This window comes from Pseudomonas extremorientalis (genome assembly GCF_001870465.1).
In the GTDB taxonomy this organism is placed as follows: domain Bacteria; phylum Pseudomonadota; class Gammaproteobacteria; order Pseudomonadales; family Pseudomonadaceae; genus Aquipseudomonas; species Aquipseudomonas extremorientalis.
In genome coordinates, this window is record NZ_MDGK01000015.1 from 499,208 (window position 1) to 523,983 (window position 24,776).

Below are 24,776 nucleotides of genomic sequence, written 5' to 3' on the forward strand. Positions count from 1 at the left end.
CGCTGAGGTGTCGATGCGTTTATTACGGATAGGCCTGGCGCTGTGGCTTCTGGCCTGCGTGGGCGTGGCCCAGGCGGCGCTGACTCTCCCGGCGCTGACCGGGCGGGTGGTGGACAACGCCCAGATGATCGACCCGGCCACGCGTGCGCAACTGACCCAGCAATTGCAGGCGCTGGAGCAGACGTCCGGCGACCAGATCGTGGTGGTCACCGTGCCCGACCTGCAGGGCGTGCCGATTGAGGACTTCGGTTATCAACTGGGCCGCCAGTGGGGCATCGGCCAAAAGGGCAAGGACAACGGCGCGCTGTTGATCGTCGCCCGCGATGAGCGCAAATTGCGCATCGAAGTCGGCTACGGCCTGGAAGGTGTGCTCACCGATGCGCAGTCGTGGGTGATCATCAACCAGGTGATTGCACCCAAGTTCAAGGCCGGTAACTTCAGCCAGGGCATCAGCGACGGTGTGGCGGCGATGGTGCAGGTGGTGAGCGGCGAACCGCTGGCCGTGCCGGCCCATGTGGCGGACGCCAACTTTGCCAAGGATAATCCCGGGTTTTCCATCGGTCTGTTTATCCTGCTGATCGGCGTGTTGTGGCTGTGCAATCGCCTGGGCCTGCCGGTGGGCGCGATCCTGCTGGCGATTCTCAGCAGCAGCGGACGCGGCGGTGGTGGCGGGGGCGGCGGCGGTGGTTTCCGCGGCGGCGGTGGCGGCTTTGGCGGTGGCGGGGCTTCAGGCGGCTGGTGATGATAATAATGAGAGAGCAAGCACAACCATGGCATTACTGACTGAACACGAGCAGCGCCAAGTCGCTGAGGCGATCGCCCGCGTGGAAAAGACCACCGACGCGGAGCTGGTGACCGTGCTGGCCGCCCGCGCCGATGACTACGCCTACATCCCGCTGCTGTGGGCCAGCCTGATCGCGTTGGTGGTGCCGGGAGTGGTGCATTACCTGTCGGGCTACCTGACCATGTACACCTTGCTGCTGGCGCAATGGGCGACCTTCATCGTGCTGTGCCTGGTGTTCCGCCTGCCCAAGGTGACGACACGGTTGATCCCGCGTTCGGTGCGCCACTGGCGCGCCTCCAACCTGGCGCGACGCCAGTTCCTCGAGCAGAACCTGCATCACACCCTGGGCAGCACCGGTGTGCTGATTTTTGTCAGTGAGGCCGAGCGGTACGTGGAGATCCTGGTGGATGACGGCATTTCCAGTCGCCTGGATGACAGCAACTGGGATGGGATCGTCAAGGCATTTACCCAGCAGGTGAAGCAAGGGCAGACGCTGGCGGGGTTTGTGGCGTGCATCGAGGCCTGTGGCGAGTTGTTGAAGGTACATGTGCCGGTGACGCAAACCCGCAATGAACTGCCCAATCGCCTGGTCGTACTCGAATAAAACTCAGTGTTGGGCAAAAAATGTGGGAGGGGCGGTGCGACGGTTCGACTTGCCCCCGATAGCGGTGTGTCAGTCACCCGATTCATTGGCTGATCTACTGCTATCGGGGGCAAGTCGAACCGTCGCACCGCCCCTCCCACATTGGGTTCTGTGGTGTTCCATCCAATGACCACTGATCAAATAACCCCGTGCCCTGAATCGCTATACCCCCTAAAATGCCCGGCATTCCCTGCCCGAGGCGTTTTTGTTCATGTCTGTCACTGCTCAACCGGATCATCATGCCCAGTTCATCGAACTGCTGAGCGCAAGCCTCGCGCAGAATGCCTTTATCAAGCTGGTGCTGGCCAAGTACGTCGGCGATGAAGCCGAGTTGCAACGGCTGATCATCAAGCCGGTAACGGTCAAGGAGCAGCCGTGCCTGTCCTTCGTCTACCGCTATAAGACCCGCGATATCACCAAGAACTTCCCGGTGGCCGAGGGTGTGGCAGCGATTGCCGAGTTGCTGCCGGCCCCGTTCAAGAACGCGCACCTGCTGTCGCTGACCGACGAAGCCCAGCTGGAATACAGCAAGAAGAACAAAAGCTCGCTGTTCAGAAGCAAGCCGCAGCAACTGCGCGAAGCGCCATCGGCTGAGCATAACCGCGAGAAAAACCGCTTCCTTGACCTGAGCCGGCCGTTCCTCGCCGACCTGGGGGTGACTGACGCCAGGCAGGCGCTGATCCCGTCGATGTCGCGCAAATGGAAGCAGATCAACAAGTTCATCGAAGTGTTCAGCCATGCGCTGACCTCGTCACCGCTGAAGCTGGACCAGCCGGTGCGCGTTGCCGACTTCGGCTCGGGCAAGGGCTACCTGACGTTCGCCATCCACGACTACCTGCGCAACACCCTCAAGGCCGAGGGCGAAGTGACCGGCGTTGAATTGCGCGAAGACATGGTGACCCTGTGCAACATCGCCGCCGCCCGCCTGGAGCACCCTGGGCTGGTGTTCAAGTGTGGCGACGTGCGCAGCGTGGCCCCCAGCGAACTGGAGGTGATGATCGCCCTGCATGCCTGCGACATTGCCACCGACTATGCGATCCACACCGGCATCCGTTCCGGCGCGTCGATCATCATGTGCTCGCCGTGCTGCCACAAACAGATCCGCCTGCAGATCCAGAGCCCGGTGCTGCTCAAGCCGATGCTGCAATACGGCCTGCACCTGGGCCAGCAGGCCGAAATGGTCACCGACAGTTTGCGGGCGTTGTTCCTCGAAGCCTGCGGTTATGAGACCAAGGTGTTCGAGTTCATCTCGTTGGAGCACACCAACAAGAACAAGATGATCCTGGCCGTAAAACGCTCAGAGCCACTGGACAACGCGCAGTTGCTGGAGAAGATCCAGCAACTCAAGGCGTTCTACCACATCACCGAACACTGCCTGGAAACCCTGCTGCGCGCGGATGGTTACCTGGCCTGATCGGCCAATGCTACGGGCGCAGGTCGCACCGCCGTCTTGCGCCCCAGCATCACCGTCACGATCACCCCACACGCAAACAGCCAGGTTATCGGCTCGATGTGTTCACCAAAAAACAGCGCCGAAAACGCGATGGTGAAGAAGATCTGCAACAGCTGGATCTGGCTGACCCGCGCAATCCCGCCCATGGCCAACCCGGCGTACCAGGCAAAGAACCCCAGGAACTGTGAGAACAGCGACACATAGCCAAACGCCCACCACGCGCGCATCGAAATCGCGCCTTGATGCTGCGCCGCCAGGTACCACACCGGGCCGATCAGCACCGGCGTCGACAGCACCAGCGCCCAGCAGATCACCTGCCAGCCGCCCATTTCCTTGGCCAATCGACCGCCTTCGGCATACCCCAGGCCGCCCACCGCAATCGCACCGAGCATCAGCAAATCACCGGCCTGGATGCTACCGGCGCCGGTAATCAGCGCGTAACTCAACACCAATCCACTGCCCAGCGCTGCGCAGGCCCAGAAAGCTTTCGATGGCCGCTCATGGGACAGCCACGCCGCATACAGCGCCACGCACAGCGGTTGCAGGCCGTTGACCAATGCGCCGTGGGACGCCGGCAAGGTCTGCATGGCCCAGGCTGACAGCACCGGGAAACCGAGGATCACCCCCGCGATCACCAGGCACAGCCCGCGCACCTGGCGCCAGGTCGGCCAGCGTTCGCGGCGCCACAGCAACAGCGCCGCCGCCGGGATCGCCGCAAACAACGCTCGGCCCAGGCCGTTGAGCAACGGGTGGATTTCCTGCACCACGATGCGGGTGAAGGGCAGGGTCAGGCTGAAGATGATGACGCCCAGCAGGCCGAGGGCCATGCCGGTATTTTCGCGCGAACTCATGGGGCAACCAAAACGAGAGGGCTTCAAGGGAAGCCCATCTAGCCACATCCCCCGCCGGTTGCGGGCCTACAGCTGAGTGCGGATTTATCCGTACAGTTTTTCAGAAGAAGCGGGTGATGCTGACCTTGGCATCACGGCCCTTGGTGTAGGCGCGGTCGCCGCTCAGTGCCGGGCGGAAGTTGTTGTTGAACAGGTTGTCCACGGTGAAGTTCACCTCGGTGCCTTTCAGATAAGCCTGTTGGGGTTTCCATTTGGCGAACAGGCCCTGGGTGTTGTAGCGCTTGTTGCCGTACTGGTCGTAGAACAGATCACCCACGCTACTGCCAGGGCCGCCGGAGTATTTATCACTGGGCAAACGTGTGGTTGCCCCGACGAACTGGCCCGTCCAGCCGACCTGGGCATCCCACGCCGGAATATTGGTGCCCACCACCAGCACCCATTTGGTCGGCGGAATATCGCGCGCGGCCACGTTCGGGCCCCACGGGTTGGTGTACGCACCTTGGTGGTCACCCTTGGCATAAGCGAACGATACCGAGCCGAACAGGTAGGTGGAGTTGTAGAACGATTCGAGCTCGAAGCCCTTGATGGTCAGCCCGCCGATGTTGCGGTAGTTGGACATGGCCCCCGGCGGGCAGGCGGTGGAGATGGTCCCGCCATTGATGGCCTGGTTCTGGCAGCCGACACCTGTGGCCTTGAAAATCTCGTCTTCGACTTTGTTGTGGAAGAAGGTGGTGCGCAGCTGCAGGTTGTCGTCATGGGCGATCAGGTTGTCGAAGCTGCTGACGCTGCCCACGCTGATCGAGGTGATGCGTTCCGGGTCGAGGTCGACGCTGGTGGCGGTGCGGTTGCCCAGGCCTTGAACTTCGTACTGCTCGTCGATCACCGGCGCACGCCAGGTCTTGCTCCAGTTGGCGAATAGCCCCAGGTTCGGGTTGACGGTCCAGAACACCGCCAGGCGCGGCGACCAGCCAGTGTAGGTGCGGTCGCTGTAATCGTGGCCGACGGACGGGTCGGGATTGCTGTAGTACGGCGCATCGTTGGCTTCGCCACGGTTGCGGACATGGTCGTAGCGCATCGATGGCGTGATGGTGACGTCGCCCAGCGTGACGGCATCCTGTACGAAGAAACTGTTGGTATCGACCTTGCCATGGGGCATGAAGCCTGGCTGGAAATGCCCATAGTTATAGCGTGGGGTGTTGTACGTGGTACCCGGCATCCACATCTCGGTTTCGCGGATGTGCTTGCGGATTTGGCCGCCGACCGTGACGGCATGCTGCAAGGGACCTGTATCAAACAGGCTGACGTTGCGTATGTCGAGGTTCTTGTCGGTGTAGGCGGTGTCCATCTTGCGCCCGCCGGTGGCCAGTTGGAAAAACGCCGTGGCGTCGCGTTCGTCGGTCTGGTCGGTGTTGGACTGGGAGTACTTGACGGTCAGGTCCACCAGCGGGTTGTCCAGCGGGGTGTATTCATATTTGCCGGACCAGGTGGTGTCGACGGTGTCGCGGTGGGCCAGAAAACGCTTGAGTGCCGCTTCGTAGCCATAGCGGTCAATATTGGCCTGGGTGGGCGGCGTGGGATAGCTGGCGGCAGAAAACGGTGTCCAACGGTCGCTGTGTGAACGCGAGTAGGACAAGCCAACGGCGTGCTCTTCGGTGAAGTGGGCGTTGACCTTGAACAGCTTGCCGTCGACGTTCTGGGCGGAGTTCGGCAGGCGCTGGGGGTTGATCGGGTATTGGTTGTTCTCGTTGGGTAATTTGGCGGCCACCTTCATGTCGTCGCCGTCGCGTTGGGTCAGGTAAGCCAGGGCATCAAAGCGTCCGTCGTCGGTGCGACCATACACGGCGCTGCTGTAGACCTGCTCGTGGTCGTTGCTGGAGTAACCGTATTTGAGCATCGCACCGCTGTTGCGGCCGTCCTTGAGCAGGTCGGGGGCGTCCTTGGTGGTCATGTTGACCGTGCCGCCGAAACCGCCGTTGCCAGTGAATGGCGAGTTGGGGCCTTTCTCCACCTCAATGCTTTTGATCAGCTCGGGCTCGATGAATACGGTGCCTTGTTGATAGCGCTCAAAGCCGCTCTTGGTGGCGCCATCGACGGTCAGCGGCACGTCTTCGGCATCGCCAAAACCACGGATGTTGATGGTCTGGCCGCCAGGCTTCAGCGAACCGCCCTGGCTCACGCCGGGCAGGGTCTGCAGCAGGCTGGGGATGTTGTTGGACTGGTAGCGGTCGATGTCTTCCTGGCTCAGGGTCGAGCGGCCGACGGTGCTGGAGTCGACCTCGGTACCAGTGCCTATCACGCTCAAGGCGTCCAGTTGGATTGCGCCGCTGTTGGTGGTCTTGCCCTCATCGGGGCGCACGACATAAGTGCTGCCAACCTTGATCAGGGTGAACTCGCCGTTTTTCAGCAGGGTGCGAATCGCCACTTCCGGCGTAAAGTCGCCGTTGAGCGCGGGCGCCTGCACGTTCTTGAGCAGCTCTTCGTCGAACAGCAACTGGATCTGAGCCTGCTGCGCCACCTGGCTCAGGGATGTGGCCAGCGCCTGGGCTGGCAGCGTGAATGCCTCGGCCTGGGCACTGAGGCTCAATACCAGGCAGCTGGCGATGAGGGTCGGTCGAAGAAACAGGTGCGAAGCGTGGCAAGGCGCGCGAAACATGAAATCCCCCGGTATGGCCAACTGGCCGAAAAGGTGTGCGTATCGAACTCAGACCGGAGGAAGACGGTGCAGCTGAAAAAATCCACACCTGCGAATGCAAAATATTCTCAAATAAGAATTCAGTGGGGTTATTTGCTCGGTTCGATCCCCACGATGCCGTCGGTCGACATCACCGTTTTCACCGGCAGCAAGGCGGGCAGGGCGTTGAGCAGGGCGTCGGGATCATTCACATCCAGATTGCCCGAGACTTTCAGATGCGCCACGGTGTTACTGACCTGCAGTGGCGCCTGGGGGCGATACAGGCTCAACTCATCGACCAGGCTGGCCAGCTCGCGGTTGCGAAACGCCAGATGACCACTGCGCCAGTCGGCGACCTCTTCGGGGGCGAGGGTCTGCTGCTGCAATGTGCCCTTGGCGTAGCTGAAGATCGCACGTTGCCGGGCGCCGAGCAGGGTGATGGGGCTTTTCGCGTCCGGCTCGAAGGCGACCTGGCCATGGGCGACGCTGACCACCAGTTGCTGCTGGCTGCGGCGCACATCGAAGCCGGTACCGACCACGCGCACATTGGCCTCGCCGGCTTGCACGAACAGCGGCCGTTCCTTGTCGGCGGCCACTTCGATGTACAGCTGGCCCTTGTCCAGGTGCAGGATGCGCTGGTGTGCGGTGAAATCCACGCGTACGCGGGTGTTGGCATTCACATACAAGGTGCTGCCATCGGGCAGGTTGAGGGTGCGCATGCCTTTGGCATGGGCCGCGACCTGGGTGTGATACAGCTCGCGGGGGGCGCCGATAGGGGTAGCCAACACCGCGCACAGCAACGCGGCTGCCACGGCCAGGGCAGGGCGCCACACCGACGGTTTGCGCTTGGGCAGCGCCATGGGTTTGTTCAGTTGCTGCAATTGGGCCAGGTCTGCCCATAGTTGCTCGAATTCGGCATAGGCGCGGGCATGGGCGGGCTCGGCCTGCCAGGCGGCAAAGGCTTTTCGCTCGGCACGCCCCACGCCATTGCGGTTGCGCGCAAACCAGCTGGCGGCTTGGGCATCGATGGCGTCGCTGTCTTCGATGTCCTGCACGTCAGTGTCGCTCAGGCGGTTCATTCTGGCTGCTCCGTGCCGGGTTCGTGTTGAAGGCGTCGCTTGCAATGCAGCAGGGCAAAAGCGATGTGCTTTTCCACCATGCTGGTCGAAATGCCCATGCGCTCGGCGATCTGCGCCTGGCTCAGGCCTTCGAAGCGGTGCAGCATAAGGGCTTCTCGCCTGCGGGGCGAGAGTTCGGCGAGGACTTCTTTCAACTGTTCCAGGCGTTGCAAGCGTTGCGCGGCGGCCATGGGGTCGTTTTGCTCGTCGGTGACAGGCTCCGCATCCATTTCGGCCTGATCAGAGTGGACGGTGTGCCGTACCTTCTGTTTGCGCCAGTGATCACGCAGCAGGTTGCGCGCCATCTGGAACAGAAACGCCCGTGGCTGCTCGACCTTGGCCCGGTCGCGGTAGTCCAGCCACTGTGTGAAGACATCCTGGGTCATGTCCGCCGCGTCGCTGGCGTTGTCGGTGCGTTTGCGCAGGAAATACAGGATGTCTGTATAAAACCCGCGAAAGGCATCGGCCGACAACGGGTCGGGCTTGGGACGAGACATGGATATCCTTCTTGACGAAGCACGACGTGGAAAAGTCGTGAATGATATCGAGAACTATTGTCATTTGTCATTCGGATAAATGACAGTCGCTGAGTCCATGGCTGGTAATCAGCCGGGTATGACCTTTAATCCTACAAGCAGGTGAACAAAATCCCACTTGATAAGGAGAGAGTCATGGCTGGATGGTATGAGTTGAGCAAAAGCAGCAACGGGCAGTTCCGTTTCGAGTTGAAGGCGGCGAACGCAGAAACCATTTTGACCAGCGAGCTTTACGTCACCCGCAACGCAGCCGAAAACGGTATTGCTTCCGTGCAGACCAACAGCCCGCATGACGAGCGCTATGAGAAAAAAGTGGCCAGCAATGGCCAGCCGTTTTTTAACCTCAAGGCTGCCAATCACCAAGTGATTGGTACCAGCGAGCAGTATTCCTCGACAGCGGCACGGGACAATGGCATTGCAAGCGTAAAGGCCAATGGCCCGACGACCACGATCAAAGACAAGACTTGAAAGTGTCGCAAAAACCAAAATGCCCCGGCTCGCAAGAACCGGGGCGTTTTTTCAGGCGACGTCCAGCAGCGCCTTCAATTGATTGCGTGCTGTTTCACCCAATGGGAACACCGGCAACCGTGGATCACCCGCTTCCAGCCCGGTCAACCGCAGCCCGGCCTTGATTGTCGCCGGTAACCCGCCCTTGAGGATGAACTCCAGCAATGGCAACTGGCGGTAAAACAGCGCCTGGGCCTGGTTCAGATCATTGCTCAATACCGCGTCGTACAAGTCCAGGTTGAGCTGTGGGATCAGGTTCGGCGCCGCCGTACACCAACCCTTGGCGCCCGCCACGAAGGCCTCCAGCGCCAGCGGGTTGCAGCCGTTGTAGAACGGCACGTCGCTGTGGCGATGCAACTGGTGCATGCGCTGGATATCCCCGGTGCTCTCCTTGACCATGGTCACGTTGGCCACTTGCTTGATGATGCGCAGGATCAAGTCCACCGACATGTCCGTGCCACTGGTGGCCGGGTTGTTGTAGAGCATGATCGGCACGCCGATGCTGTCGCCGATCGCGGCGTAGTGGGCGAGGATTTCCGCTTCGCTGAGCTTCCAGTAAGACGCCGGCAGCACCATCACCGCATCGGCGCCATTGGCCTCGGCGTAGCGCGCGCGGCGCACGGCCTTGGCGGTGGTCAGGTCGGACACGCTGACGATGGTCGGTACGCGCCGGGCAATCTTGGCCAGGCTGTAGGCGCTGACTTCATCCCACTCGGCATCGCTCAAGTAGGCGCCTTCGCCGGTGCTGCCCAACGGCGCGATGGCGTGTACGCCGCTGGCGATCAGGCGGTCGATGGAACGGCCCAGGGCGTCGAGGTCGATGCGTTGGCCGTCGGCGCTGAACGGGGTGATGGTGTAGCCGATGATGCCGTGGATGGTTGGGCTGGACATGGAAAGTCTCCGGTCGAAAAAGGGCAGGTCAGTTCAGGCAATCGGCGTGTTGGCGCAGGTTCTGCCGGGCGTAGTAGTTGAACGCGGCGCCATGGCGCTTGGGCCGGGAAATCCAGGCATGGGCCTCGCGCCCCAGCGCCGGCAGGATCGGCTTGATGGTGCCGGCCGCCATCGCCAGCAACTGCAACTTGGCCGCGCGCTCGATCAACTGCGCGATCACACAGGCTTCCTCGATGCTCGCCCCGGTGGACAACTGGCCGTGGTGCGAGAGCAGGATCGCGCGTTTGTCACCCAAAGCCGTGGTGATGATTTCGCCTTCTTCGTTGCCCACCGGCACACCCGGCCAGGTCTCCAGGAACGCGCAGTCTTCGTACAGCGGGCAGAGGTCCATATGGGACACCTGCAACGGGACTTCCAGCATCGACAGCGCGGCGATGTGCGTGGGGTGCGTGTGGATGATGCAATTCACATCCGGCCGCCCACGGTACACCCAGCTGTGAAAACGGTTGGCCGGGTTGGGAATGCCGTGGCCTTCCAGCACCTCAAGATCCTCGTTCACCAGCAACAGGTTGCTGGCGGTGATCTCGTCAAACCCCAGGCCCAGTTGCTGGGTGTAATAGGTGCCCTGTTCCGGCCCGCGCGCGGTGATCTGCCCGGCCAGGCCGGAGTCGTGGCCGTTCTCGAACAGGATGCGACACGTGAGCGCCAGCTTTTGCCGGTCGGTCCACGTATTATCCGCCAGGGTGTTTTGCATCTGGGTCAGCGCTTGCTTGACCAGTTGGTCTTTCGGGAGTGCTAATGTCTTGGCCATGTCGGTGTCCTTTGGAGGGTTCAATGGACGTCGGATTTGCTGTCTCCCGCTGCTCGCAAGGTCGTTGGGTGAAGGCAAATGACACTAAAGATGCTATATGACACTTTGTGTCATTGGCAAGCACAGCTCATCGCTTACTGCATGGATTAACCGCAGCGCATGTCTATCCGTTTGAAATTATTGAGAAAAAAACTTGGCGTCACCCTGGAGGCCCTGGCCGAAAAGTCCGGGATGACCAAGAGTTACCTGTCCAAGGTCGAGCGCGGGCTCAACACGCCATCGATTGCCGCCGCGCTGAAACTGGCCAAGGCATTGAACGTGAAGGTCGAGGAACTGTTCAGCGAAGACAGCGTCAGCCTGGACAGCTACAGCCTGGTGCGCAGCCATGAGCGGCCCGACACCTCGCCCGGTTATGCGGTGCTGGCCCATCAGGTCAGTGAACGCAGCCTGCTGCCGTTCATCATCTACCCGCCGGCGGAGTTCACCGACAAGACCTTCAAGGAGCATCTGGGCGAAGAGTTTCTGTTCGTGCATGAAGGCCAGGTAGAGGTGGACTTCATGAATGAACGGGTGATCCTGGAGCGGGGCGATGCATTGCACTTCAATGCGCAGAAGCCCCATCGGTTGCGTTCGGTGGGGCCGGTGCAGGCGCAGCTATTGGTGGTGGTGCACAGCGGCGAAGAGTGATCAGCGTTCGACAGGAACTGACAGCGCCGGATTACCCAATGGATGGGTACGCGCCGCAAAGAACTTCAGCGCCACTCCAGCCCCATCGAACAATTGCGAATACCGCCGCTTCTGCTGACGAATAAACCCATCGCTGCGCCCCGACACCGAGATCGCCAGGGTTGTCACATCGGCCTGGCGAATCGCATCCACCAAGTGCTGATCCTGCGCCCCCAGCTCGTGGCCAAAGATGCACAGCGCGCCCCGGTGGTTCAGCAGTTGCTCATAACAGAACGACAGGTAATCCGAACTGCGGATGGTCTTGAGCTTCTCTTGCACCTTGCCCTCGTTGACGAACAGCGGCACATCGTCCAGGGTCTTGATGGTGTTGTTGATCGCAAAACTGCTGAGCAAGGTGCTATCGGTGGTCGGCAGTTTGCGCGCGGTGCCGTCGAGGTTGCGCACCAGGTGCAGGCCGCCGTGCAGGTACAAAATACGCGTGGCGTCGGTACGGGTGTTGCGCAGGTCGAAGCTGGCGTCGGCGCTGCGGAACAGATCGTCGATGCCCGGCGTGTGCAGCGTCGCCCAGTAGTTGAGCAAGTCGTAGTTGCTGGTGAACACCGTCGCGTAGTGCTGCAACTCCGTGTTGAGGGTCGCCAGCGTCGACGGTTGCACCAGGCGCCAGGGGATATGCACGGCGTGGATGGTATTGATCAACGCTTCCTTGATCGCGTAATAGCGGTTGCGCGGTGCCGCCGAACTGACGGCCAGGGCCTTGTTGACCCGGCTGGTGGTCTTCAACGCGCCCAGGGCCTGCTCGAAGCTGCGGGTTTGCAGGGCATCGAACACGCTGAGTTCGGATTGGCCGAGGGGTTTTTCTTCGACGGTGCGAGCGTTTTCGAACAGCGAGTCGTAGGCAAAGTCTTCCCAAATCGTGCGGCTGGCGCCGTTGCCGATCAGAATCCCGCTGAAGTCGAGGCTCGCGCGCAGTGCGCTCCAGTCTTCAAGGTGGGCGTCTATATCCTGGAAATCCTTCATCGGGGCGGGTCTACTCGAAATCGGCTGGACGGTGACTTTATCACGAGCGAGCGTTGATCCTGATCAAGATGCAGAACGCGTGATCGGTTGATTCTGTAGGCATAAAGCCTCTGAGGATTGACCATGAGCAGCACCTTCTTCATCCCCGCCGTCAACATCATGGGCACCGACTGCCTCGACGAAGCCATGATCGCCATCCGCAACTATGGTTTTCGCAAGGCGTTGATCGTCACCGATGCCGGTCTGGCCAAGGCCGGCGTAGCCAGCATGATCGCCGAGAAACTGGCGATGCAGGACATCGATTCGGTGATCTACGACGGCGCCAAGCCCAACCCCAATGTGGACAACGTCGAGAAAGGCCTGGCGCTGTTGCAGCAGAGCGCCTGCGATTTCGTGGTGTCCCTGGGCGGCGGCTCGCCCCACGACTGCGCCAAGGGTATTGCGCTGTGCGCCACCAACGGCGGGCATATCAGCGACTACGAAGGCGTCGACCAATCGAGCAAACCGCAACTGCCGCTGGTGGCCATCAACACCACCGCCGGCACCGCCAGCGAGATGACCCGCTTCTGCATCATCACCGACGAAAGCCGCCACGTGAAAATGGCCATTGTCGACCGCAACGTCACGCCGCTGCTGTCGGTCAACGACCCGGCGCTGATGGTCGGCATGCCCAAGGGCCTCACCGCCGCCACCGGCATGGACGCGTTGACCCACGCCATCGAAGCCTACGTGTCCACCGCCGCCACACCGATCACCGACGCCTGTGCGATCAAGGCCATCGAACTGATCAGCGCCAACCTGCGCCTGGCCGTTCGCGACGGCACCGACAAGGCCGCACGGGAAAACATGGCCTACGCGCAGTTCCTCGCCGGCATGGCGTTCAACAATGCATCCCTGGGTTTCGTACACGCCATGGCCCACCAACTGGGCGGTTTCTACGACCTGCCCCACGGCGTGTGCAACGCGGTGTTGTTGCCCCACGTACAAAGCTTCAACGCCAGCGTCAGCGCCAAACGCCTGAGCGACGTAGGCCGAGCGTTGGGTGCGGACATCAAGGGCATCACCGATGAAGAGGGCGCCCAGGCCGCCATCGCCGCGATTCGCAGCCTGGCCCACGACGTCGAAATCCCGGCGGGGTTGCGCGAACTCGGCGCCAAACTGCAGGACATTCCACTGCTGGCGAGCAACGCGTTGAAGGACGCATGCGGCCTCACCAACCCACGCCGCGCGGACCAGCGGCAGATCGAGGAGATCTTTCGCAGCGCGTTTTAATCCATCCGAGAACGGGCGACGCATATCGATGCGGCGCCCGCCAACACCACACATAAAACCGCCAACGGCCAGGCCTGTTGACTCACCAGCAGGCTCGCCACGCCGCCGATCAACGCGGCCATCAACTGATGCATGAAGCCGCTCAACGCCATGGCGTAGGAGCCGCTCACCGGTGAGGCATCGTTGGCCAGGGACAAACTGATCGGGTAACTCATCGCTTGCCCCAGCACCGCCACGCAGTAAGGCAGCCACAGCAAGACAGCGATTCCGCCAGCAAACACACTGCTCAGCAACATCACAGCCGTTCCCGTTAGAACCAGGGTCATGCCCCAACCCATCATTTTCAGCCGCCCCGTGCGAGCGACGAAGCGATTGACCGTTAATGCCCCCGCCAGATACGCCACGCTGATTGGCCAACCCAGCCAGCCATATTGCGCCGCGCTCCACTCGAAACGCCCTTGCAGAATCAACGGTGCACAGGTGTTGAAGGCGATGATCACCCCATAACCCAGGCCACCGACCAACGCCGCGTGCAGAAACGGCGGATGCTGCATGATCATGGCGTAGATACGCCAGGCAGATGCCGATGTATCGACCTTTACCCGTGCAGGGAATATCACCCGGTTCAACACCAGCATCAAACCGACTGCGCCAATCGCCAATCCGTAGAAGATCGCCTCCCAGCCGAAGACCACCTGCAACAACGACCCAACGAATTGACCGATGCCCAAAGCAATCACGAAAGTCATGCCCAGCCATGACAACGCTTTTGCCAGCAATGCACCGCTGAAGCTGTCACGCACCAACACCCGCGCCATCACCGAAACACCGCCTGCCCCCAACCCTTGAACCAGCCGCAACGCCAAGAAGACTTCAACGCTGAACGCCGAGGGAATCGCCGCACTCGCTAGCGCATACACGCAAAGCGCCGCCAACAGCACCGGCTTACGCCCAAAGCGTTCGCCCAGGCTGCCCCACAGCAACATCGGCAATGCCATGCCGACCAAGTAGATCGCCAGCGCCAGCGCGACGTGGTCTTCGGCGGCGGGGAGTGCATGTGCAATCGTGGGGACGGCGGGCAGGTAGCTGCTGATGCCGACTTGGGCGAGGAAGGCGGCACTGCAGGCTATGACAAGGGTGGTGGTATTTTTCAAGACGAGGAAACCGCCAGCGTGAGTTCTGAACAAATCGTCGGAAGTCGGGTTATATGAATCGTGCCGTTTGAAACTCTTCATTTTTGAAACGTGTGTAATTCAGCGAGCACGTTTATTTTCTTCTATCAGACTCAGGAGCCTTGAGCAAAATAAACGTATTGTTTCATGGGTCATATCTGCTCGAAGCGTTATACGAATTGCGGCCCTTCCTCTGGGAACAACAGGGAAAAATACAGCTGACGTGAAGAAGCCACTGTCGGCGAGTTGTGCTGCGATTGTGTTCGCTTGTTGCGCCTCGCCGCAGGCCACGAGACGGATTGCAGTACTCGTGCCGTACTGCGCAGTTTCAATAAGTCTGTCAAATAATTGGATGTTGGCGAGGAGTTTATCTTGAAGAAGAGTCAGTTCCTTCGTTTGGTGAATTTTTACAGAGGCAAGGCCAGCGCCAATAGCGGCAGAATTTAGACTCTGGGACCAGTTGCTGGGTCCACCGTATCGATGCATGAGACTTTTTTGTTTTTCGGTACCAAACATAACCAGTCCTCCACTAGCGCCGAATGATTTGCCGAGCGATGCAACGATTAAGGTTTGATCGTCTAGCGTTTCAAAATTAGGGCGGATGAAGCCTTTTCCTTTCTCCCCAAAAGCCGACAGAGCATGCGAGTCGTCCAGATATAAAAATAGACCATAGCGGGATTTAAGGTAGATCAAACCGTCAATATCCGCCTTTCCACCCATGCTGTAGATGCCATCGGCTACGTAGGCGACTTTCTTGTGTTTCTTACATGATTCTTCAATGAAGTCTATGTCATTATGCGGCGCTGTTATTACTTCTGTTTCATCCGCGCAGGAGGCCTTCATATAGTTCATTGAATAGTGAGAATGTCTGTCGAATATCATTGTAGGGGGGACGTTTTTGGTAAACGCTCCGCTGGCAAGTAAGGGCAGTAATCCAGCGCTGGCCGCGCTGCAAGATAAGGTGCTCAGACAGATTGAGTCGAAAAGCGTTGAAAGCGCTGTTTCATATTGTTCGAGCATGTCCAGCTTGCATCTATTTTTTGAGTTCGCTACTCGCAGGGTCTTGGCTTTGAGTATCCCTTCGATAGCGCCATCCAGTATTTGCTGGTTGTAATCAAGTCCGAGGTAGGAGGTGGTGCAGAAATGTTGAAGTTCACGGCCGTATTGGTCGACAAAGCAGTTGTTGCTTTTGATGATTGCATTAAGTTCACAGGTTAGTCCTTCTTTGGCCGATTCCCAGTCTTGGTTGGAGGTTTGAATGATTTTTTTATAGTTTGAGAATTTGTTGGTTGACCTGGAGCTTTCCATTTTTCTGTCCTTGGCGATGGAGAGAAATAACACTAATGGGAATTTTTTTGAAGGTTAAGTCAGGACTTTCTTTTTGAGGTGACAGTCGGCGGATATTTTGATGTGTGTAACTTCCTACCATTTTCAATGGCGTGTATTCATCTGCACTGAATGGGTAACGAGATCAAGGCGTTTTTTATCGTGGTGTTTCGAGCTATACCCAGAGGCGTCGTACGATTTGATGAAGTCACCTGTCACCATATTGAGTAAGGTGGTAGTGCAAGGGCCTAATGTGACGATAGCCTCTGAAGACCTGTCTCTCAGGTAGTCAAAACCAGCGGGATGAAGGGAGTAGTGGATGAGAGTTCTGTTATTCGGTGCCACCGGCATGGTCGGCCAGGGCGTGCTGCGGGAGTGCCTGCTGGCCGCCGACGTGCAGGAAGTGGTCGCCGTCGGTCGCACGCCCCTGACCCAGGAACACGGCAAGCTGCACCAGGTGTTGCACAGCGATATGCTGGATTTCCAACCCCTGGAAAACCTGTTGCAAGGCTTTGATGCGTGTTTCTTCTGCCTCGGCGTTTCATCGGCGGGCATGAATGAAACCAGGTACACCCACCTCACCTACGACCTCACCCTGGTCGCCGCCAGCACCCTGGCGCGGCTCAATCCGCAGATGACCTTTATCTATGTGTCCGGCGCCGGTACCGACAGTTCCGAGGCGGGCAAGTCGATGTGGGCACGGGTCAAGGGCAAGACCGAGAACGCCTTGCTGCGCCTGCCGTTCAAGGCGGTGTATGTGTTTCGGCCGGGGGTGATCCAGCCGCTGCATGGCGTGCGCTCGAAGACGCCGTTGTATCAGTGGTTTTATTCCGTGCTTGGGCCGTTGCTGTCGTTTGTACGGCGGCTGAAACCGGGTTGGGTGGTGACTACCGAGACGGTGGGCCGGGCCATGTTGCAGGCGGCCAGCCACGGCGCGCCGCAGCCGGTGGTGGAACAGGCCGGGATCAACCGGCTGGCCAGCGAGCGTCGCTGATGCTGCACAAGAGTCTGGTGCGTCGGCTGGACCTGATCACGCTGCAGTTGTTCGTCGCGGTTTTCGAGGAAGGCACGCTGACCCGTGCTGCCAACCGCGAAGCCATCGCCGTGTCCGCCGCCAGCAAGCGCTTGATGGAACTGGAGCAGGTGCTGGGCGTGAGCCTGTTCGTGCGGCGGGCCAAGGGCATGGACCTGACGGCCGCCGGTGAAACCCTGCTGCACCATGCGCGGCAGATGCTGTTCAACGTCGAGAAGATGGGCCTGGAACTGGGCGAACACAGTCATGGCGTGCGCGGCTATGTGCGGATGCTGGCCAATCTGTCGGCGATCATTGAGTTCCTGCCGGAAGACCTGCGGGACTTTTCCAAACTGCACCCCGCAGTCAAAACCGATCTGGAAGAACGCCCCAGCAAAGGCGTGGTGCAGGGCGTACTGGATGGCGTCGCGGACCTGGGGATCTGCTCCAGTGACACCGACACCAAAGGCCTGCCCAGCGTGACCTATCGCCACGACAAACTGGTGGTGCTGATGCCGAAGGATCACCCACTGGCGAGCCGCGAAAGCCTGGCGTTCGCCGAAACCCTCGACAGCGACTATGTCGGCCTGCACGCCGCCAGCTCCATCAATATGCGCACCCACGCGGCTGCACGCGAGGCGGGCAAGCTGCTGCGCCTGCGCATTCACGTGCCGGGGTTTGATGCGATGTGCCGGATGGTGCAGGCCAATATGGGCATCGGCATCCTGCCGCAGAAAGCCTATGAATTATTTGGTCGCGCACTGGGTTTGCATGCCGTACCGCTGACGGACGATTGGTCGGATCGCAGCCTGATCCTGGTGGTGCGCGATGAAACCCAGCTGTCACCGGTCAGTCGATTGTTGTTCGATTATTTGAGCGTTCGCGTTTAGCGAACGCTGTTTGCCAACTGACGGTTGGATTTCTCCTGCATCGGCCCTCTAGTCTTGGCCGCACATTCCAAGAATAAGAGGTACACCCCATGACGGCTCCCCTGAGCGGTATCAAGGTGATCGAGATCGGCACCCTGATTGCCGCGCCGTTCGCCGCCCGGCTGATGGCCGAGTTTGGCGCCGAGGTGATCAAGATCGAAGCCATGGGCCAGGGCGACCCACTTCGCAAATGGCGAAAGCTGCACGAAGGCACGTCGCTGTGGTGGTACCTGCAATCGCGCAACAAGAAGTCCCTGGCGCTGGACCTCAAGTCGCCGGAGGGCCTGGACCTGATCAAGCAATTGCTCGGCGACGCCGACGTGCTCATCGAAAACCTGCGCCCCGGCGGCCTGGAAAAGCTCGGCCTCGGCTGGGACGTGCTGCACGCTCTCAACCCCAAGCTGACCCTGGTGCGTATCTCCGGCTATGGCCAGACCGGCCCGTATCGCGACCGTCCGGGTTTCGGCGCCATCGGCGAAGCCATGGGCGGCATCCGCTACACCACCGGCAACCCGGACTCGCCACCGGCGCGGGTCGGCGTGAGCCTGGGGGATTCGTTGGCTTCACTGCACGGCGTGATCGGCGCACTGATGTCGCTGCTGCGGGTCAAGACCGGCCAGGGCGATGGGCAGATTGTCGATGTGTCTCTGGCCGAAAGCGTGTTCAACCTGATGGAAAGCCTGGTGCCGGAATACGACATGCTCGGCCATGTGCGTGAACGCAGCGGCGGCGCCTTGCCGGGCATTGCGCCGTCCAACACCTACCTGACCGCCGACGGGGCCTACGTGGTGATCGCCGGCAACAGCGACCCGATCTACAAGCGCCTGATGCACACTATCGGCCGCGCCGACCTGGCCGAAGCGCCCGCGTTCGCCCACAACGATGGCCGCGCCGCCAAGAGCAGTTTGCTCGACGCCGCGATTACCCACTGGACCAGCAGCCTGCCCATCGAGCAGGTGCTCAGCGCCCTGGAAGCCGCCGAAGTGCCGGCCGGACGCATCTACTCCGTGGCGGATATCGTCAGCGACCCGCATTACCAGGCGCGTGAGATGTTGCTCAATGCCGAGCTGCCCGGCGGTGTATCGGTGAAGATGCCGGGCATCGTACCCAAACTGTCGGAAACCCCCGGAGGCGTGAACTGGCAAGGCCCGACCCTGGGTCAGCACACCGACGAAATTCTTGGCAGCCTGGGCCTGGCCGGTGCCGATATCCAACGCCTGAAAACCTCGGGAGTGGTGCAATGATTTCAGACTATTGCGACCCGCTGATCGTGCAGGAAGTCTCCCCGCGCGATGGCCTGCAAATCGAACCGACCTGGGTCGAAACAGCGGACAAGATCGCCTTGATCGATCAGCTTTCCCTCGCCGGTTTCTCACGGATCGAAGCCGGTTCATTCGTGTCGCCCAAGGCCATCCCGGCGTTGCGTGATGGCGAACAGGTGTTCCAGGGCATCGACCGTAAGCCGGGTGTGATCTACGTGGCGCTGATCCCCAACCTCAAGGGCGCCCAGCGCGCCATCGAGTCCCGTGCCGATGAACTGAACCTGGTGATGTCCGCCAGCCAGACCCACAACCTGGCCAATATGCGCATGCGCTGCGAGGCGTCGTTGGCGGCGTTTGATGACATCGTCAGTTTTGCCCGCGACTACCCGGTGAGGCTTAACGGCAGCATTGCCACCACCTTCGGTTGCCCGTTCGAGGGCAAGATCGATGAAGACCGTGTTCTGCAGATTGTCGAGGCTTATCAGGCACTGGGCATCCAGGGCATCAGCTTGGCGGACACCACCGGCATGGCCAATCCGCGTCAAGTGACGCGCCTGGTCAAACGCGTGCTGGAGCGTGTGTCCGCCAGCAATCTGACCCTGCATTTCCACAACACGCGCGGCCTGGGCTTGTGCAACGTGCTGGCCGCCTATGAGGCTGGCGCCCGTCGTTTTGACGCGGCGCTGGGTGGCTTGGGGGGCTGCCCGTTTGCACCGGGGGCGTCGGGCAATATCTGCACTGAAGATTTGGTCAACCTGTGTGATGAAGTCGGGATTCACACCGGCATCGACCTGCCGCATCTGCTGAATATGTCCCGCCGTCTTCCCGCTTTGCTTGGACACGAGTTGCCCGGCCAGGTAGCCAAGGCCGGACGCAATTGCGACCTGCATCTCCCCCCGGCGTATATCGCAACGCTGTAACGCCGCACCAGACAACAAAAACAATCGGGCGCCTGTGAGCAGCCCGCTGGAGAGAAACCATGAGCACTAATACGTTGGAGGCCGGCGCGCGCCCGGCCGCTGAAATCGATGCAGAAAAAGCCCTGGTCAGCAAGGTCGCCTGGCGCCTGATGCCGCTGATCATGGTGTGCTACCTGTTCGCGTTTTTTGACCGGATCAACATCAGCTTCGCCAAGTTCCAGTTGCAGGCTGACCTGAGCCTGAGCGACACCGCCTATGGCCTGGGCGCCGGGTTGTTCGTGGTGGGGTATGTGATCTTCGAGGTGCCGAGCAACATGATGCTGTACAAGGTCGGCGCTCGGCGCTGGATTGCGCGGATCATGATGTCGTGGGGGCTGGCGACGGCGGCCATGGTGTTTGTCACGGCCGAGTGGCAGTTCTACGGCCTGCGCTTCATCATCGGCGCGATGGAGGCGGGTTTTGCGCCAGGCGTGCTGTATTACCTGACCTTATGGTTCCCGCAGCATTTCCGTGGGCGCATCACCTCGATGTTGTTCCTGGCCTCGGCGTTTGCGGGCCTGGTGGGCGCACCGTTCTCCGGCCTGGTGTTGGAACACCTCGACGGCGTGTTGCAGATGCGCGGCTGGCACTGGCTGTTCCTGCTCGGCGGCTTGCCGTGTATCGGCCTGGGTTTGCTGGTGCTGACCTTGCTCAAGGATCGCATCGAAGACGCCCACTGGCTGACGGCGGCGGAGAAGACGTTGCTGGCAAGCCGTATCGCCAAGCACGAGCCGAACCAGCACGGCGGTTCGCTGCTGTCGGCGATCCGCATCCCCGGGTTCCTGATGCTCGGTTTTATCTACTTCCTGATCCAGGTGGCGTCCTACGGCCTCAACTTCTGGGCGCCGCAATTGATCCGCAGCGCCGGCACCCAGAGCCCGGTGATGATCGGCCTGCTCACGGCGATTCCTTATGTGTGCGGCGCCATCAGCATGGTGGTAATCGGGCGGCTGTCGGATGCCACCGGCGAGCGGCGCAAGTTTGTCTGCGGCCTGGTGGTGCTGGGGGCGATAGGCTTTTTCAGTGCCGGGATTTTTGCCGACCACACCACCTTCCTGATCATCGCCTTGGGCATGTTGGGCGCGGGTATCATCGCCTCGATCCCGACCTTCTGGACCCTGCCACCCAAGTTGCTGGCCGGCGCCGGTGCAGGCGCGGCGGGAGGCATTGCGGTGATCAATACCCTCGGGCAGTTCGGCGGCATTGTCAGCCCGGTGATGGTGGGGCGGATCAAGGACCTCACCGGCAGCACCACCCCGGCGCTTTACGTGATCGGTGTGTGCGCGCTGTTGGCGGCGGCGCTGTTGCTGTGGGGGCTGCCGCAGAAGTTGCGCACCCTCGATAAAGGCTGATCGGCCCATTGAGGGCGAACACTGCAACGGTGACAAGCCCGCCTGATTCGGTGATGACCGTTCGTCGCACTGACAAGTTTTTTCTAAACCTTTACCGCCCTCAAAATTCGAAATGAGGGCGGGGTGTATTCCCCGCCCCTATTTTTGCCCTGGAGGAACCCATCATGAGCCGCATGGCTATCCGGTTACGCACCGCCAGTTTCGCGATGCTGCTGGGCCTCGGCGCCAGCAATGCTTTCGCCCAGTCGCCTGCTGAATTCATCGAGCAGGCTTCGGCCAAAGGCATGGCCGATATCGAAACCAGCCGCATGGCCCACGCCAAGACCTCGTCCCAGGAAATCAAGGACTACACCATCGAGGTGATCAACGAGCGCACCCTGGCCAACCAGCACCTGGCGGCCATCGCCAAGAAGCTCGACCTGCCCGTGGCACCGCGCGAAAAGATTGTCGATAAAGCCGAAACCCTGATGCCCGAACTCAAGGACGGCGACTCCTTCGATGCGGCCTACACTGCGCAGCAAGTGAAGGAAAACGAAGACGCCATCGCCCTGTTCAAGCAGGAAGGTGCGGCGTCGGATGTGCCGGAAATCAAAGCCCTGGTCGATGAGACGCTGCCCAAGCTGGAAGAGCGTCTGCAAAAAGCCCGTGAATTGGCGTCGACCTATGGCAAAGGTCATCAAGGCGACGGTTGAGCCTGTCTCCTGAACTGAAAAAACGGCGGCTGGATCTTCTCCAACCGCCGTTTTTTCATGCCTGGTTCAAATCGGTCTTGGTCGCTGCCGCATCGTCGGCGGCATGACCACAACCGCTGTTCAGGCTTACCGTGCCGGCGTTGCCGATGCTGCGATATTCCTGGCGCAGTTTTTCCAGTTCCTTGCGATCCAGCCCATCCAGGCTAAGTACCGCATTCTGTGCATCCTTGGACACACGCAGTAGCTCGTCGATCTTGATATGCAGGATGTCGTTATCGCGGTTCTGCGTGTTCTGGATCAGGAACACCATCAAGAAGGTGATGATGGTGGTCGAGGTATTGATGATCAGTTGCCAGGTGTCGTTGTAGTGGAAATACGGCCCGCTCAAGCTCCACGCCAGGATCAGCGCCACTGCCGCGTAGAACGTGCGCGGGCTGCCGGCCCAGCGGGACAGGGATTGGGAGACTGCGGAGAATTTCATGACCGTTTTCCTTGGAAGGGTGATGAAGTTATGGACCGCAGGGAATCTTTGAAATTTCTTTTTACATTTGACCGACGCTTCTTAAAACGCCAATTCGACCTGGCCAGTCCCTTCAAGCGCGAGCAAATATTGCTTGGCTTTCAACCCTCCGGCAAATCCGGTCAAGCCGCCCGACGCGCCAATGACCCGATGGCACGGCGCAATGATCGAAATCGGGTTACGTCCATTGGCCGCGCCCACTGCGCGAACGGCTTTAGGATTACCGATCTGCTGGGCAATTTGGCTGTAGCTGCGGGTTTCGCCAAAAGGAATGGTGAGCAGCGCCTGCCAGACCTGCTTCTGAAAATCGGTGCCGGTAAAGTCCAGCTCAAGCTCGAACTGTTTGCGGTTGCCGGCAAAGTACTCGTGCAACTGGCGTTCGGTCTCCAGCAACACCGGGCTGTCATTGGCCTCGTGCAGTTCACCCAGGCGCACGCGGTTGGCGCGTTCTTCTGCCCAGAGGATGGCACTGAGCTTGCCAGCACGCGCCACGAGGGTGAGTACGCCGACAGGCGAAGGCATGAGCTTGTATTCGTAGGACATGAGCGGGCTCCTGGGTAGGCGGGGTAGCGTTGAATCTAGACCACGCCGCCCAACTGAAAACTACGTTTCTTGCGATTGAATTCGGTTTGTTCAGTGGTCCTGCTGTAACACTTTAAGTGCCGCTGAAGCCAGAAAGCCGGAACGGCTTTTTTCTTCCGGGTGGTGCAGCACATATTCATCGATGCGGTTCAGCAGATAACCAGGCAGCGTGATGTTCAGCTTCTGCGCCTTGCCCAGGTACTTGGTGACATCAATGTCCACCACCGCCCAGGTGCAACCTGCATATTGAGGGTTGGCGGCGTGCAAGGTGACCTTTTGCGCGCTGGGAATCGGTGCACCGTCTTCCGCCAGGATCTCGAAGTGTCCTTCAATGGCTTCGCGGGCCATGGCCATGGCGTCGTCCAGGTCATCGCCGGCGGAGTAGCAGCCGGGAATATCCGGGACTTCCACGCCCCAGGCGTGGTCGTCGTCGCCGGTTGAAATTGCAATCGGGTAAAGCATGTCTGTTGTCCTCCACGGACGGTTAACTCAGCAGAGCCTGTTTCAAAATGCTCTTGGCGGTCTTGTCCAACAGGTCCTTCTTTGGATGGGGAATCGTCACCAGCCCCGGTTTTGTCGGGTGCTTGAAGTGGTGATGGCTGCCTCTGATGCGTACCAGATACCAACCGTCCGCAACGATGTGACCTATCAAATATCGGCTATCCACAACACCTCCTTGTGGTGTGTGATGGTGGTGACTATAACCACTGAAATGAAATTATCAACACTCTACCTACCAGTGGTCGATGACCGGCGTTTTGGCAGGTGGTCAAGAGAGTGTATGAGCGCGGCGGAATGGCGCCGCAAGGAGGTATTGCGAGGTTTTGCAGCGGCCTTACCGGACCTTTAGCGTCTGTGCAATGACTGCGAGAAACGCATCAACCAGTACACTTTTTGATTCTTTCCGGGTCAGTACCAACAGTTGTGCACACGCATCCGCTTCCACCAACGGCCTGTACGTCACGCCTTTATTCATCAGGCTCTGCGTACAGGCCGGCACCAACGCCACGCCTTGCCCGGCGGCCACCAGCGCAATGATCGAGGTGATCTGCCGCCCGGTCGGGCCTGGGCGTAACGGCTGGCCGTGGTGCCGGTAAAGCTGTTCGATGGACTGGTTGAGCCCCGAGCCATAATCCGCTGGAAACAGAATCAACGGGTAGGCAGTGAGCTGCGCCAGGCTGACGTTGGGTTGATTGGCCAGCGGGCTGTCGCTGGACACAGCGGCCACCAGACGTTCTTCACCCAGGGACAGCGCTTGCACCGCTTCGCCTTGGGGCAACAGGCGACTCAGGCCGATATCCAGCCGCCCATCTGCCACCTGCGCACCCAGGCTGCCCGAGGCGCATTCCACCAGGGTCAATTGCACATCGGGAAAGCGTTGGGCAAACGCCTGGATCGCCTGGCTGAACAGGTCCGACAGTGCGATCGAGCTGACATAGCCTAACGCCAGTTGCCCGGCCGTACCTGCCGCGAGTTTGCCGGCGATTACCTGTGCCAATTCCACCTGCTCCAGTACGCCGCGTGCATAGGGCAGGAATGAGCGGCCTTGCGCGGTGAGGGTGACCGTGCGGCTGGTGCGGTCGAACAGCTTGAAGCCCAGCTCGGTTTCCAGCGCCGAGATCTGTCGCGTCAGCGGCGGTTGCGCCAGGTGCAGGCGAATAGCTGCGCGGCCGAAGTGCAATTCTTCGGCGACGGTCAGAAAGTAACGCAGCTTGCGTAGGTCGAGCAT

General features: G+C 60.2%; 26 protein-coding genes. 12 read left to right on the forward strand and 14 right to left on the reverse strand.

Going from position 1 to position 24,776, the window contains the following annotated elements; translation table 11 throughout:
• Positions 1-13: 13 nt before the first annotated feature.
• The 3 genes from BFN10_RS29875 (at position 14) to BFN10_RS06045 (ending at position 2,841) form a co-directional block, all read left to right on the forward strand.
• Positions 14-742 carry a TPM domain-containing protein gene (locus tag BFN10_RS29875; protein ID WP_071488892.1) on the forward strand — a complete coding sequence of 243 codons (729 nt, stop codon included), beginning with the start codon at positions 14-16 and terminating at the stop codon, positions 740-742.
• Between the two features lie 28 nt (positions 743-770).
• The gene (locus BFN10_RS06040; RefSeq protein WP_071488893.1) at positions 771-1,388 is read left to right on the forward strand and encodes a TPM domain-containing protein; all 618 of its coding nucleotides are present in this window, start codon (positions 771-773) and stop codon (positions 1,386-1,388) included.
• A 250-nt stretch (positions 1,389-1,638) separates the two neighbouring features.
• Positions 1,639-2,841, forward strand: coding sequence for a class I SAM-dependent methyltransferase (locus tag BFN10_RS06045; RefSeq protein WP_071488894.1), 1,203 nt, complete (start codon positions 1,639-1,641; stop codon positions 2,839-2,841).
• On the opposite strand, the gene BFN10_RS06050 is transcribed toward BFN10_RS06045, so the two are convergent.
• The 4 genes from BFN10_RS06050 to BFN10_RS06065 form a co-directional block, all read right to left on the reverse strand.
• Positions 2,829-3,731, reverse strand: coding sequence for a DMT family transporter (locus BFN10_RS06050; protein ID WP_071488895.1), 903 nt, complete (start codon positions 3,729-3,731; stop codon positions 2,829-2,831). The two genes, BFN10_RS06045 and BFN10_RS06050, sit on opposite strands and share 13 nt — an antisense overlap.
• 100 nt (positions 3,732-3,831) lie before the next feature.
• Positions 3,832-6,384 carry a TonB-dependent receptor gene (locus tag BFN10_RS06055; protein ID WP_071488896.1) on the reverse strand — a complete coding sequence of 851 codons (2,553 nt, stop codon included), beginning with the start codon at positions 6,382-6,384 and terminating at the stop codon, positions 3,832-3,834.
• A gap of 128 nt (positions 6,385-6,512) precedes the next feature.
• Entirely contained in the window at positions 6,513-7,481 is a 969-nt protein-coding gene (locus tag BFN10_RS06060) for a FecR family protein (RefSeq protein ID WP_071488897.1), read from the reverse strand.
• Positions 7,478-8,017, reverse strand: a complete 540-nt coding sequence (locus BFN10_RS06065) for an RNA polymerase sigma factor (protein ID WP_071488898.1) — start codon at positions 8,015-8,017, stop codon at positions 7,478-7,480. Before BFN10_RS06065 ends, BFN10_RS06060 begins: the two co-directional genes overlap by 4 nt.
• A gap of 174 nt (positions 8,018-8,191) precedes the next feature.
• On the opposite strand from BFN10_RS06065, the gene BFN10_RS06070 reads away from it, so the two are divergent.
• The gene (locus BFN10_RS06070) at positions 8,192-8,524 is read left to right on the forward strand and encodes a YegP family protein (RefSeq protein ID WP_071488899.1); all 333 of its coding nucleotides are present in this window, start codon (positions 8,192-8,194) and stop codon (positions 8,522-8,524) included.
• Between the two features lie 51 nt (positions 8,525-8,575).
• Here BFN10_RS06070 and BFN10_RS06075 read toward each other — a convergent pair whose 3' ends face one another.
• Both BFN10_RS06075 and BFN10_RS06080 read right to left on the reverse strand, forming a co-directional pair.
• On the reverse strand, positions 8,576-9,454 hold the full coding sequence (locus tag BFN10_RS06075) for a dihydrodipicolinate synthase family protein (RefSeq protein ID WP_071488900.1): 879 nt from the start codon (positions 9,452-9,454) through the stop codon (positions 8,576-8,578).
• A gap of 28 nt (positions 9,455-9,482) precedes the next feature.
• Positions 9,483-10,265 (reverse strand): aldolase, encoded by a 783-nt coding sequence (locus BFN10_RS06080; protein ID WP_071488901.1) that lies wholly within the window; start codon positions 10,263-10,265, stop codon positions 9,483-9,485.
• A gap of 159 nt (positions 10,266-10,424) precedes the next feature.
• Between BFN10_RS06080 and BFN10_RS06085 the strand changes: the two genes are divergently transcribed.
• Positions 10,425-10,952: a helix-turn-helix domain-containing protein gene (locus tag BFN10_RS06085; protein ID WP_071488902.1), complete on the forward strand. Its 528-nt coding sequence runs from the start codon at positions 10,425-10,427 to the stop codon at positions 10,950-10,952.
• On the opposite strand, the gene BFN10_RS06090 is transcribed toward BFN10_RS06085, so the two are convergent.
• Entirely contained in the window at positions 10,953-11,969 is a 1,017-nt protein-coding gene (locus BFN10_RS06090; protein ID WP_071488903.1) for a DUF4917 family protein, read from the reverse strand.
• A gap of 123 nt (positions 11,970-12,092) precedes the next feature.
• Between BFN10_RS06090 and yiaY the strand changes: the two genes are divergently transcribed.
• Complete coding sequence (yiaY, locus tag BFN10_RS06095) at positions 12,093-13,241, forward strand: L-threonine dehydrogenase (RefSeq protein ID WP_071488904.1); 1,149 nt, start codon at positions 12,093-12,095, stop codon at positions 13,239-13,241.
• Here the strand turns inward: yiaY and BFN10_RS06100 are convergent.
• The gene (locus tag BFN10_RS06100; RefSeq protein WP_071488905.1) at positions 13,238-14,395 is read right to left on the reverse strand and encodes an MFS transporter; all 1,158 of its coding nucleotides are present in this window, start codon (positions 14,393-14,395) and stop codon (positions 13,238-13,240) included. The two genes, yiaY and BFN10_RS06100, sit on opposite strands and share 4 nt — an antisense overlap.
• A 99-nt stretch (positions 14,396-14,494) precedes the next feature.
• Complete coding sequence (locus BFN10_RS06105; protein WP_071488906.1) at positions 14,495-15,721, reverse strand: aminotransferase class I/II-fold pyridoxal phosphate-dependent enzyme; 1,227 nt, start codon at positions 15,719-15,721, stop codon at positions 14,495-14,497.
• Positions 15,722-16,058: 337 nt separating this feature from the next.
• On the opposite strand from BFN10_RS06105, the gene BFN10_RS06110 reads away from it, so the two are divergent.
• From BFN10_RS06110 to BFN10_RS06135, 6 genes are all read left to right on the forward strand, one after another.
• A complete protein-coding gene (locus tag BFN10_RS06110) occupies positions 16,059-16,733 on the forward strand; it encodes an NAD(P)H-binding protein (protein ID WP_071488907.1) in 675 nt (224 codons plus the stop codon).
• Complete coding sequence (locus BFN10_RS06115) at positions 16,733-17,641, forward strand: LysR family transcriptional regulator (RefSeq protein WP_071488908.1); 909 nt, start codon at positions 16,733-16,735, stop codon at positions 17,639-17,641. The genes BFN10_RS06110 and BFN10_RS06115 overlap by 1 nt, the downstream gene beginning before the upstream one ends.
• A gap of 89 nt (positions 17,642-17,730) precedes the next feature.
• Positions 17,731-18,924, forward strand: coding sequence for a CaiB/BaiF CoA transferase family protein (locus tag BFN10_RS06120; protein ID WP_071488909.1), 1,194 nt, complete (start codon positions 17,731-17,733; stop codon positions 18,922-18,924).
• The gene (locus tag BFN10_RS06125) at positions 18,921-19,862 is read left to right on the forward strand and encodes a hydroxymethylglutaryl-CoA lyase (RefSeq protein ID WP_071488910.1); all 942 of its coding nucleotides are present in this window, start codon (positions 18,921-18,923) and stop codon (positions 19,860-19,862) included. The genes BFN10_RS06120 and BFN10_RS06125 overlap by 4 nt, the downstream gene beginning before the upstream one ends.
• A gap of 59 nt (positions 19,863-19,921) precedes the next feature.
• On the forward strand, positions 19,922-21,253 hold the full coding sequence (locus tag BFN10_RS06130) for an MFS transporter (RefSeq protein ID WP_071488911.1): 1,332 nt from the start codon (positions 19,922-19,924) through the stop codon (positions 21,251-21,253).
• Between the two features lie 164 nt (positions 21,254-21,417).
• On the forward strand, positions 21,418-21,945 hold the full coding sequence (locus BFN10_RS06135; protein WP_071488912.1) for a DUF4142 domain-containing protein: 528 nt from the start codon (positions 21,418-21,420) through the stop codon (positions 21,943-21,945).
• Positions 21,946-22,000: 55 nt separating this feature from the next.
• Here BFN10_RS06135 and BFN10_RS06140 read toward each other — a convergent pair whose 3' ends face one another.
• From BFN10_RS06140 to BFN10_RS06160, 5 genes are all read right to left on the reverse strand, one after another.
• Positions 22,001-22,426, reverse strand: a complete 426-nt coding sequence (locus BFN10_RS06140) for a low affinity iron permease family protein (protein WP_071488913.1) — start codon at positions 22,424-22,426, stop codon at positions 22,001-22,003.
• A gap of 81 nt (positions 22,427-22,507) precedes the next feature.
• Positions 22,508-23,008, reverse strand: a complete 501-nt coding sequence (locus tag BFN10_RS06145) for a methylated-DNA--[protein]-cysteine S-methyltransferase (RefSeq protein ID WP_071488914.1) — start codon at positions 23,006-23,008, stop codon at positions 22,508-22,510.
• 90 nt (positions 23,009-23,098) lie between these two features.
• A complete protein-coding gene (locus BFN10_RS06150) occupies positions 23,099-23,509 on the reverse strand; it encodes a type II toxin-antitoxin system HicB family antitoxin (RefSeq protein ID WP_071488915.1) in 411 nt (136 codons plus the stop codon).
• Positions 23,510-23,531: 22 nt separating this feature from the next.
• A complete protein-coding gene (locus BFN10_RS06155; RefSeq protein WP_003189411.1) occupies positions 23,532-23,714 on the reverse strand; it encodes a type II toxin-antitoxin system HicA family toxin in 183 nt (60 codons plus the stop codon).
• A gap of 168 nt (positions 23,715-23,882) precedes the next feature.
• The gene (locus BFN10_RS06160; protein ID WP_071488916.1) at positions 23,883-24,776 is read right to left on the reverse strand and encodes a LysR family transcriptional regulator; all 894 of its coding nucleotides are present in this window, start codon (positions 24,774-24,776) and stop codon (positions 23,883-23,885) included.

What these genes read in the sequence shown, in the direction of transcription:
- BFN10_RS06060 (WP_071488897.1), bottom strand. Translation starts at nt 7,481, where the DNA reads ATGAACCGCCTGAGCGACACTGACGTGCAGGACATCGAAGACAGCGAC.
- BFN10_RS06050 (WP_071488895.1), bottom strand. Translation starts at nt 3,731, where the DNA reads ATGAGTTCGCGCGAAAATACCGGCATGGCCCTCGGCCTGCTGGGCGTC.
- BFN10_RS06040 (WP_071488893.1), top strand. Translation starts at nt 771, where the DNA reads ATGGCATTACTGACTGAACACGAGCAGCGCCAAGTCGCTGAGGCGATC.
- BFN10_RS06065 (WP_071488898.1), bottom strand. Translation starts at nt 8,017, where the DNA reads ATGTCTCGTCCCAAGCCCGACCCGTTGTCGGCCGATGCCTTTCGCGGG.
- BFN10_RS06120 (WP_071488909.1), top strand. Translation starts at nt 17,731, where the DNA reads ATGACGGCTCCCCTGAGCGGTATCAAGGTGATCGAGATCGGCACCCTG.
- BFN10_RS29875 (WP_071488892.1), top strand. Translation starts at nt 14, where the DNA reads ATGCGTTTATTACGGATAGGCCTGGCGCTGTGGCTTCTGGCCTGCGTG.
- BFN10_RS06055 (WP_071488896.1), bottom strand. Translation starts at nt 6,384, where the DNA reads ATGTTTCGCGCGCCTTGCCACGCTTCGCACCTGTTTCTTCGACCGACC.
- BFN10_RS06125 (WP_071488910.1), top strand. Translation starts at nt 18,921, where the DNA reads ATGATTTCAGACTATTGCGACCCGCTGATCGTGCAGGAAGTCTCCCCG.
- BFN10_RS06150 (WP_071488915.1), bottom strand. Translation starts at nt 23,509, where the DNA reads ATGCTTTACCCGATTGCAATTTCAACCGGCGACGACGACCACGCCTGG.
- BFN10_RS06130 (WP_071488911.1), top strand. Translation starts at nt 19,922, where the DNA reads ATGAGCACTAATACGTTGGAGGCCGGCGCGCGCCCGGCCGCTGAAATC.
- BFN10_RS06160 (WP_071488916.1), bottom strand. Translation starts at nt 24,776, where the DNA reads ATGCTCGACCTACGCAAGCTGCGTTACTTTCTGACCGTCGCCGAAGAA.
- BFN10_RS06105 (WP_071488906.1), bottom strand. Translation starts at nt 15,721, where the DNA reads ATGGAAAGCTCCAGGTCAACCAACAAATTCTCAAACTATAAAAAAATC.
- BFN10_RS06145 (WP_071488914.1), bottom strand. Translation starts at nt 23,008, where the DNA reads ATGTCCTACGAATACAAGCTCATGCCTTCGCCTGTCGGCGTACTCACC.
- BFN10_RS06070 (WP_071488899.1), top strand. Translation starts at nt 8,192, where the DNA reads ATGGCTGGATGGTATGAGTTGAGCAAAAGCAGCAACGGGCAGTTCCGT.
- BFN10_RS06110 (WP_071488907.1), top strand. Translation starts at nt 16,059, where the DNA reads ATGAGAGTTCTGTTATTCGGTGCCACCGGCATGGTCGGCCAGGGCGTG.
- BFN10_RS06075 (WP_071488900.1), bottom strand. Translation starts at nt 9,454, where the DNA reads ATGTCCAGCCCAACCATCCACGGCATCATCGGCTACACCATCACCCCG.
- BFN10_RS06085 (WP_071488902.1), top strand. Translation starts at nt 10,425, where the DNA reads ATGTCTATCCGTTTGAAATTATTGAGAAAAAAACTTGGCGTCACCCTG.
- BFN10_RS06080 (WP_071488901.1), bottom strand. Translation starts at nt 10,265, where the DNA reads ATGGCCAAGACATTAGCACTCCCGAAAGACCAACTGGTCAAGCAAGCG.
- BFN10_RS06140 (WP_071488913.1), bottom strand. Translation starts at nt 22,426, where the DNA reads ATGAAATTCTCCGCAGTCTCCCAATCCCTGTCCCGCTGGGCCGGCAGC.
- BFN10_RS06045 (WP_071488894.1), top strand. Translation starts at nt 1,639, where the DNA reads ATGTCTGTCACTGCTCAACCGGATCATCATGCCCAGTTCATCGAACTG.
- yiaY (WP_071488904.1), top strand. Translation starts at nt 12,093, where the DNA reads ATGAGCAGCACCTTCTTCATCCCCGCCGTCAACATCATGGGCACCGAC.
- BFN10_RS06135 (WP_071488912.1), top strand. Translation starts at nt 21,418, where the DNA reads ATGAGCCGCATGGCTATCCGGTTACGCACCGCCAGTTTCGCGATGCTG.
- BFN10_RS06090 (WP_071488903.1), bottom strand. Translation starts at nt 11,969, where the DNA reads ATGAAGGATTTCCAGGATATAGACGCCCACCTTGAAGACTGGAGCGCA.
- BFN10_RS06115 (WP_071488908.1), top strand. Translation starts at nt 16,733, where the DNA reads ATGCTGCACAAGAGTCTGGTGCGTCGGCTGGACCTGATCACGCTGCAG.